Below are 8,127 nucleotides of genomic sequence, written 5' to 3' on the forward strand. Positions count from 1 at the left end.
TATTTTAGCTGGGCTTTAGATGGGGATGACGCGCAAGGTAATTTACTGAAAGCCATGACGGCGCTTAGAAAGCACATAAGGGCTAGATGAACTAATTTTCATAAACCAACATCAGTGGCATTCACGATTCTCTCTAAGAAGCTTTGTTATCACTGATGCTGATTTATAAGATCTTACATTGACCGCTTTTCTCTTCAGGAATACACGGTCATTAAACGTAGCTGTTCACGTACTTTGTCAGCAAAACGCTCATAATGTGAGCCCAGCATTATTTGCAACTCCGCATCGCTGACATAATTGATTGATTCTCGATACGCTGCTTTGGCCTCTTGCCCAGCGATCCAGCGTGCTTCGACACCAGCCAAATCTGTTACGCGGACGCTTTTCACCGATGGATTTTGTTGCAAATAACTCGCAACGCTTCCTCGATGCGCGGTCACCAAATCGGCCAGACTCGCCTTTGCAGGTAATTTGTTCTGTATGATTTTTCCGCCGTATTCGAATGGAGAAATACTATGCGGCTGTGTGGTGATCATTCCACCGTCATCAAACGTAGTGACACACTCTATCATCCGGTGCTGCTTCCATTTTCCGCTCAAGAACATCAATAAAAAACCTATCAGTCCTGGCCATTTGGGTTTCATCGTAAAAGATGCCAAACCTAATTCACCGCTGTCATCCCTAAAAAAACGCAGCATCACGTGCTGACCTAACATCGTAAATAAACCCATCGCTTCCGCATCCGCAATCTTAATCAGTCCTATTGCCTGCGCCGCTTTCTCGGCTCGTTGGCAATGTTTTTGCTGATACCTAGGATAATCGCTGGCATCTACCGCAACCAGCTCTGGCTTTGCTTCATGGGCGACACTCAAAATCTGGCGCGCTATATTCATCGCTTGCATGGTATCAGGATCGTCGCTGATATGTGCTGCCAGTGCATCTGATACCGAAGCACCATGACGGATCGCCTCTGCTGCACCTACCATGGCTTGCGCTGCCATACTATCGTGGAGACTCCGGTCTTTACCATCGTCATCGAGGCTGTTGAGTAGTAACTGCGCCATATGTTCACGCTCGCCAGCACCACTATTTTCGGAGAGTTTACGCTTCTCGATAAAATATTCACGATGCGGCGCATCTATTGGCATCTGCGTCAAAACCTGATCATAAACTTGCAGGGCTTCGTCATAGCGTCCCAAATCATGCAAGATAGTTGCCAACTTCATCGCATGACCTGGCACTTTTGCTTGTTCCCAGCAATACCGATAATCGACTACGGCAGCTTCCAATTCTGCTCGCTTGAAATAGATGCCTGAATAAGTACGAACCAGTGCAGAATCGGTATCGAGTCGCGCCACGTCATCTTGCACGTCAACCCAAGCCAGTCTTCTGGCATCATCAGCACGCGCCAATCGATAATCAATCTGTGCAGGACACAATGTAATTGCTTTGTTCAGCAAGTCACGTGCTTCCTCTAATTCATGTTGACCGACATCCCCTGATTCGCGATTACGCAAAACGTTCGCCAATAAAAAATTGGCCTGTGCAATCTCGGAATTGCTCAAAGCAGTTTTTCCCTCAGCTGCTCCAGACGCGTCGGTGCGATTCAATAACTTGCGCAAATCTGCAATATTTCGGTGTTCCAAATTAAGCTGAGCTGCAGCGCGTGCAGTTCTTGCATTCGCTACCGCGGTTGAGACACTTTCATCTCCCAGATCATCCTCATCATCACCATGTAATGGAGCCTGTTGATCCAAATACCAGTCTGTATAGTCAACTCGCTTCATTAAGGCTGCAGCATAATCGGGCATACGCTGTAAAACGCCGTCTAATGCCGGTGGCACCTCAGCATATCTTTCCAATTTTTCCAAGCAGTTAACCCGATGCCAAAACAAGGCGGCTGATTGCGGAAAACTCGACATCAAGCGATCTATGAAAGACAAAGCTTGCGCGTATTCTCCTGCTCGATAACTTCTCTTAAATTCGTCAAAATCCGGATGCTGCATTATTTTTCCCTTTCTACTCCATCAGATTTAAGTGTTATTTGCAGAACCGAGACTTGACTCGACTTCGACCACCAATTTTGGACTTGCGCCTAATTCATAAATAAAATTCAAATAATCACCAGCACGAAAAACCACGTTCAGGCTGCGTGGATAGGTTAACCCAGAATCATAAATTCCAATCACAATGTCTTGATAGACAGTAATGGTCGTTAACAACCTCGGTCTGTATCCATCTGGAATTTCCAAAGGCATTTGCAAACGCCCAGTGGGCAAATGCGAGCCTCCTAAGCTTTCCCAAGTACGAATAGAGTGACAATCGACACTCAGTATCGATCCCACATGAATGCGATGGCGATCTAAAGAACTCAATGGCTGATCCACGTTCTGCAATGAAAATTCCTTACGTGGATTCAAAAAGCTAAGTGACACCTCAATCTGTTCAGGTATCAATAAGGCATCAGGTACTTGTCGCATCAAATGCCGGGTCAAAGCAAGCTGCGGTTCCTTTTCTAAACTCGCTTGCATCACCTCCAACAAGAGGATGTCGGGTTTTCGTGTGCTGTCGATCTGATAGGTCGCGGCATCAATGATCGTGGTTTCTACAATATGCAGATGCAATTCTAATTGTCCGACTATGCGCAACACGGATTCCATGGAATCAACATGGATATCGATCAGACTAATCTGTACCTGTTGTGACGTCAGACGCAGCATCAAAGGTAGCACTAACAAAGCATACGGACCACAACCCACGTAAAGCAAATTCACCGGTCGCGCGAGATTCGTCAAATTTTGCGCGCAGACGGCTCGATAAACGCCACGCATGAATTGCACAGTTCGCACAAAATCTTTCGCACACAAGGCAGCCGCATGAGGCGACAAAGCTAATCCGTGCTCTGTTCGTGTCTCACCTTTCGCAATATCATCATCTAGGTGTCGTGGATATCGCCCCATACTCTCTAACAAATCGGCCAAAGCATTGACCTGCTGATATAAACTTGATGCGGGTCTGTCTGGACTTCGAATAGTGTCCACAAGCTGGATCAAAGTGTCTTTATTTGACATCAATGTAAGGGCTTCAAAAGTTTGATTGGGGTTGTGTGAAGTAGTCGATGCAATGAAATACACCTCGCGCTGAACAATTATTCTCCGCGCAAGTCAAACAGCATAATGCCAATGAAGACCATAAGGCAAATCTTGTGGGCCAAAAACAAAATGCAACACACGACGTCGACTGTGCCCGCTCGCTTTTGATGAAGCGTGCAATGCCAGGGGACGCATCACCAAGGCAGCACCGCGCTCGACCGCACATAGACGTTCTCCGCTTGATGCACGCAAAATATTGGCCTGCGTTGTATCGAGTTTGCCGTATTGATGCGAACCGGGGATCAATTTCAAAGCACCGTCAAACTCGGTACAAACATCCACGTGCAGACGCACTGCAACGAGTTGCTCCAAAACCTCAACTGGTGCTTGTACAAACCAGTATCCATCTTTATTTGACCAAGCGTTCAAGGCGGGATGGTCCACTTTTTCTGCAACTGGAATACTTAAATCCTGATGCCAAGCGACTAGCCAATTATTATCAACAGATTTTTCAAACAAACTGCATTGCACCGCGCGATAATACGCAGGTAAGACATCGCGCAACAAAGCATGCTGCCCGATGACTTGCGCAAGTTGCGAACACCACATGTTACCAAGTAAATGACGGTCGCCTGCTTTAGGCGTAGCCGAGTTGGAAATGATTGCTGCTAGATGGTCAGAAAGCTGGGCTAACTCAATCTCGCTCAATAATGGCGGCGTAACAAAAAATCCCTGAGTTTTGAATTCACTGTTGAACATACAGGATCAGTCAAAAACTGAGAGTGTAAAACAATCCAAGCAAGGGATGCTGTCAATTTGTATGAACTGCAAGATCAAATAAAAAAGCCGCACATGGCGGCTTTGTGTCATCACTTACTTTGCACTACCCATCTCAACCAAGATTTGCAGCACAACATGAACGAAATCTGATTTCATCTGAGTAGCTCCTAACGAAGTAGAGAAAAACTAAATTTAGAGACCTTCTGCCGCCATCACTTGCGACGCAGCATTGATCACCGCTGCGATCCGACCAACATCACGTAACTGAGTCGTTGACATGCCTTCTTTACGCAACAAATCAAAATGCGACTTCACGCAGAAATGGCATTTACCAACGATAGACGCTGCCAGCGCATACATTTCAAAGCGGCGCTTATCGACACCACCGTTGGTCGCATAAGCGTTCATGCGCAATTGCGCGCCTTGCGATTTCAAATCTTCATCGTCGGCCATTTCCACAAACGGATACCAGACATTATTCATACCCATCAAAGCCGCCGCCGTCATCGCCGCCTGCACTTCTTCTGGCGCGATATGACCCGAGTTTTTGATCAAGTCGATCAAAGTTTTATTCTTCGTCGCAAACGCCGCCGCCAAGGCAACCGCTACAGCATCGTTACCTTCCAAACTAGAACGCGCAATCGTGCTGTCCACATTCAAACGAATATCTTTAGCATAATCAGGAATGCTATTTTTAATTGAAGTAAGAAATTCCATAGTTTTCACCTATCAAAAAGCGTTTTTAAAACCCGCCGGAGCGGGTTGACTGTACTTTAGCTGAAGCAACCGCTAAAAGTAAGTGCTTCGTAACTGCACATTGTCGAAGACTTCTTCGTAATGAATGCCAAAGCTAGACCTGTTCGGCAACTAGAAATTCAATTTTAGGAGGACAGGGCAAGGCGCTTCCCACAGCAATACACAAGTATTGCGAGGACAAGCAACAACGCCATGTCCCCTACAATTGAATTTATAGTGTCGAACCGCCTACTGTACGATTACATGGGCACAACTCATCCGTTTGCAAACCATCCAAAATACGCAAGATTTCAGTTGGGTTACGGCCTACGTTCAAGTTGTTCACAGAAACGTGTTGAATGACATTGTCTGGATCCACGATGAACGTTGCGCGCAAAGCCACGCCAGCATTCACATCACGTACACCCAACATATCAACCAAAGAACCTGTCGCGTCGCCGAATGCATAGTGATTCAACTTGTCCAGATCTTTGTGTTCACGACGCCATGCCAATTTGCAGAATTCATTATCTGTAGAACCGCCCATCAACACGGTATCGCGATCAGCAAAATCATTTGTCAATTTTGCGAATTCGACGATTTCAGTTGGGCAAACAAATGTGAAATCTTTTGGATAGAAATAGATAACTTTCCATTTACCTGGGAAAGACGCTTCAGTAATCGTTTCGAAAGCGGATACGCCGTTTTCTTCGTGATGATTAAAGCCTGGCTTTGTTGCTGGTACGCTGAATGCATCGAGTTTTTGTCCAACTGTTTTCATTGATTTCTCCAGAAAAATTAACATGAGTATTTCATTTATTGCCGAAGAGCGATTTTTCAAGTCCTGCGCAATTCACTCATCGACGAATTCGGTTTAAATTCACAACTGGGACGAAGCTTATCACTATCAATTCATCAAATCCAATAGATTATTACTAAACCACCTTTAGCTTACGCCTAAGACAGACTGCAACAACGCATCATGAATTGCTTTCATGAAGGCAGTATGACATGGGTTGCGTGTTGAATCGCGTTTAAAGCTAGCCGCGCACAATACTTATGTCATTAGGTCCCACCACTAACCCAAATGGATTTCTCCACAGCTTTGGTTTAAATCCCCCTTCTCCCGCAAGCGGCAAATTGGAAATACAGCGGCGGGGAGTCAAAGCATGCTTTGACGGTGTTTCAGATTTGATTGACCAGAATTAGAAACTTAAACAGCGCCATATTTTCACCACTTTGAGTTACAAAACAGCGATACAGTTTCTGAACTCCCCTCACCCTAACCCTCTCCCGCATGCGGGAGAGGGAATATTAGCCCCTAAAACCACGGCTTTACCGCACTAAGCCGCTATAATCGCGGATCTTTATTTATTTGACGAGTTTGCCGTGTCTGATCGTTTAGCCGTTCTCCCTCAATATTTTTTGCCTAAATATTTATTGACCGCATTCGCCGGTCTGGTTGCCAATGATCGCGGGGGCAAACGCACGACCCGCCTGATCAATTGGTTCGTCAAAAAATACAATGTGAACATGCAAGAAGCCGCGAATCCTGACACCGCCAGCTACGCCAGCTTCAACGAATTTTTCACCCGCCCACTTCGTGCCGACGCGCGCCCTATCACAGCCTCAAAATACGCCTGCCCTGTCGATGGCGCGATCAGTGAATTTGGCACGATAGAGCAAGGACAAATCTTTCAAGCCAAAGGCCATTATTTTTCCACCACCGCCTTAGTCGGTGGTGACGCGAGTCTTGCCGCAAAATATCACGACGGCCAATTCGCCAATATCTATTTGAGCCCGCGCGACTATCACCGCATTCACATGCCTTGCGATGGTCGTTTAAAGCGCATGATTTACGTGCCTGGTGAATTATTCTCGGTCAACCCAACCACCGCTCGCGGCGTGCCTGGCTTGTTCGCGCGCAATGAGCGGGTAGTCTGCGTGTTTGATTGCCCGCATGGAGAATTTGTATTGGTGTTGGTAGGCGCAACCATCGTCGGCAGCATGCAAACGGCATGGCACGGCATCGTCAATCCACCACGCACACACGAAGTCCGCGAATGGACTTACGCCGATCAAACGATAGAATTGAAAAAAGGCGAAGAGATGGGACGTTTCCTACTGGGCTCAACCGTCGTCATGTTGTTTGCTAAGGATAGTATGCAATTTAATCCTAGCTGGAAACCTGCGGGGGCTGTGCGTTTGGGTGAGGAGATGGGGGCTTAACGCTGAAGTGTCGCGATCGCCGTCACCGGAAAATTATTAAATAAAGAATTTGTCATTGGCGATTCCCAGTCGACCATCAAGTTATGCCAAGTGCTCATTTCGTTAGACAAGAAATTCATAAAACTCCACCTCGAATAGCGCGATCCCGAAGTGATGCAATCCATTCATTTTCCAGATTGACTAAACAATCTAGTAGCGGCCAACCAGGAGCGGTTTCTATTAAGTGCAGAAATGACCATGCCACACCGAAACATCCATCAGAACCAAAAAGGCTAACCAATGCGCGAGCTTCGTCATTCGTTAAAGGCTTGCTCACAGTCTTCAAAATATCTTCAATCAAGCGAAGATGATCTACAGTTGCATCATCTTCCGAAGGCAACGGTCCGAGCAACAACAAGCGTTTAATTTCAGGACGCATAACGCCGAAATGACCGGCGCGAAGCGTCCCAGTCGATTGTTAAGTTATGCATTTTCATTTCGAGCCTGTTGCAACAACAGCCTGAAGTAACTCAGCTGCATTATTAATTATCGGACCCGCCATCGCCTCACTCTGCATCATGGACATCGGGCCCTCGCCAAAGTAGAGACCGTCCGAGACCAAAAATGTTAATCGTACGTTCCCCTGTTTTGGGGGGGCTAACCGAGGTTTGGCCCACGGCCCTATCTGTGACACAACTGGTTCTGAAACGGAAAATAATTTCTTTACCATTGGCAGAAAACTCTCAGCACCTTCTATGACAACGAGCTTGCCAGACTGATTAATATAACGCACACCACCCTCCGAGAACGCGGCGAGTGTATCGAGACCGCCTGTGAATGGTACTTCAATAATTACACCAAGCAAAATTTTTGGCTGAACAATTTTTCCTTGCTCACGAAGACGCGAATAAGCCAAAAATCGAACACGTCCCTCCGCCGACGCGTCAGAAGCTAGCGCTTCCAGCGCTGCGAAATCAGATGGCGAAGAAAATAAAATTGATTGCCAACGAGTGGGCGTCTCGCCAAGTTTACTCTTAAACCCATCTGCGTTGTCGCAAAATAGTAAGTTGTAAATTGCATTGATAGCTTCGTTGGAGTATGGCGAATAATGAGTGCCCGCGACTGCGCCAGAAGCAGCAAAGCTAAGGCCAACGGCAGCGAGTAATTTTCTAAGCATAAGATGCATAACGAATAGCGTTTATCCGCCGCACCGGAAACGCAAAAATAAGAATCCGCGATCATTGCGGCGGATAAACCTTGTTGGACTGAACCGACTGTGAGTCGATTGATTAAGGGGATTGTATGCGAATTG

The 8,127-nt window shown here is 46.6% G+C and carries 8 protein-coding genes; 1 reads left to right on the plus strand and 7 read right to left on the minus strand.

The window, feature by feature from the left end:
• Positions 1 to 194 precede the first annotated feature (194 nt).
• From H8K52_RS04795 to H8K52_RS04815, 5 genes are all read right to left on the minus strand, one after another.
• Entirely contained in the window at positions 195 to 2,006 is a 1,812-nt protein-coding gene (locus H8K52_RS04795) for a tetratricopeptide repeat protein (RefSeq protein WP_186921739.1), read from the minus strand.
• A 27-nt stretch (positions 2,007 to 2,033) separates the two neighbouring features.
• Positions 2,034 to 3,041: an SAM-dependent methyltransferase gene (locus tag H8K52_RS04800; protein ID WP_186921740.1), complete on the minus strand. Its 1,008-nt coding sequence runs from the start codon at positions 3,039 to 3,041 to the stop codon at positions 2,034 to 2,036.
• Positions 3,042 to 3,164: 123 nt separating this feature from the next.
• Positions 3,165 to 3,851: a phytanoyl-CoA dioxygenase family protein gene (locus H8K52_RS04805; RefSeq protein WP_186921741.1), complete on the minus strand. Its 687-nt coding sequence runs from the start codon at positions 3,849 to 3,851 to the stop codon at positions 3,165 to 3,167.
• Between the two features lie 213 nt (positions 3,852 to 4,064).
• On the minus strand, positions 4,065 to 4,589 hold the full coding sequence (locus H8K52_RS04810; protein WP_186921742.1) for a carboxymuconolactone decarboxylase family protein: 525 nt from the start codon (positions 4,587 to 4,589) through the stop codon (positions 4,065 to 4,067).
• 250 nt (positions 4,590 to 4,839) lie between these two features.
• The gene (locus tag H8K52_RS04815; protein ID WP_186921743.1) at positions 4,840 to 5,388 is read right to left on the minus strand and encodes a peroxiredoxin; all 549 of its coding nucleotides are present in this window, start codon (positions 5,386 to 5,388) and stop codon (positions 4,840 to 4,842) included.
• Between the two features lie 608 nt (positions 5,389 to 5,996).
• On the opposite strand from H8K52_RS04815, the gene asd reads away from it, so the two are divergent.
• On the plus strand, positions 5,997 to 6,836 hold the full coding sequence (asd, locus tag H8K52_RS04820; RefSeq protein WP_186921744.1) for an archaetidylserine decarboxylase: 840 nt from the start codon (positions 5,997 to 5,999) through the stop codon (positions 6,834 to 6,836).
• Positions 6,837 to 6,951: 115 nt separating this feature from the next.
• Here the strand turns inward: asd and H8K52_RS04825 are convergent, their stop codons facing one another.
• Positions 6,952 to 7,254, minus strand: a complete 303-nt coding sequence (locus tag H8K52_RS04825; RefSeq protein ID WP_186921745.1) for a hypothetical protein — start codon at positions 7,252 to 7,254, stop codon at positions 6,952 to 6,954.
• Positions 7,255 to 7,308: 54 nt separating this feature from the next.
• A complete protein-coding gene (locus H8K52_RS04830; protein ID WP_186921746.1) occupies positions 7,309 to 7,992 on the minus strand; it encodes a hypothetical protein in 684 nt (227 codons plus the stop codon).
• Positions 7,993 to 8,127 lie beyond the last annotated feature (135 nt).

Origin of the sequence: Affinundibacterium seohonense (assembly GCF_014284305.1) — a bacterium.
In the GTDB taxonomy this organism is placed as follows: Bacteria; Pseudomonadota; Gammaproteobacteria; order Burkholderiales; family Burkholderiaceae_D; genus Undibacterium; species Undibacterium seohonense.